The sequence below is a fragment of the Streptomyces sp. SID13726 genome, from assembly GCF_010548375.1.
Taxonomy (GTDB): domain Bacteria; phylum Actinomycetota; class Actinomycetes; order Streptomycetales; family Streptomycetaceae; genus Streptomyces.
Map to the genome: position 1 here is coordinate 1 of NZ_JAAGLY010000131.1, position 646 is coordinate 646.

At 73.4% G+C, this 646-nt stretch carries 1 protein-coding gene; it reads right to left on the reverse strand.

The window, feature by feature from the left end; translation table 11 throughout:
- The coding region (locus tag G3I78_RS46750) for an MFS transporter (protein WP_164436687.1) at window positions 1-589 on the reverse strand (589 nt) is incomplete at its 3' end.
- Between the last annotated feature and the right edge of the window lie 57 nt (window positions 590-646).

Genomic DNA, 646 nt, shown 5'->3' on the forward strand with positions numbered 1-646 from the left:
GGACCAGCGGGATCAGCACGGCCACGCCCGCCGCAGCACTGCCCGCGAAGGCCTGCACCCAGCCGACCCCGTGCAGGACGGGGGCCAGCACCAGCGTGGAGACCAGGTTGCCGGCCATGCCGACCAGCCCCGCCAGCTGCGCCATCAGCGGGCCGCGCCGGGCCGGGAACCACCGGGTGCCCAGCCGCAGCACGGAGATGAAGGTCATCGCGTCGCCGCAGCCCAGCAGGGCGCGGGCCGCGAGGGCCATCCCGTACGAGGGCGAGAGCGCGAAGCCGATCTGGCCGGCCGTGAACAGGACCGCGCCCAGCGTCAGCACCTTCTTGGTGCCCAGCCGGTCCACCATCAGCCCCACCGGCACCTGCATGCCCGCATACACCAGGAGTTGCAGGATGGAGAAGGTCGAGAGCGCGGAGGCGTTCACGTGGAAGCGGTCCGCCGCCTCCAGTCCGGCGACGCCCAGGCTGGTACGGAAGATCACCGCGACGAAGTAGACGGCCACGCCGATGGACCAGACGGCCACCGCCTTCCGGCCGCCCGGAGGATCCCGGAAGACGCCGTTCCCCGTCACCGTCCCGGTCCCCGTCACCGTTCCGGTCCCCGTCCCCTGCCCGCCCACCGGTCCGTGCCCGCTCACCGGCCCGCT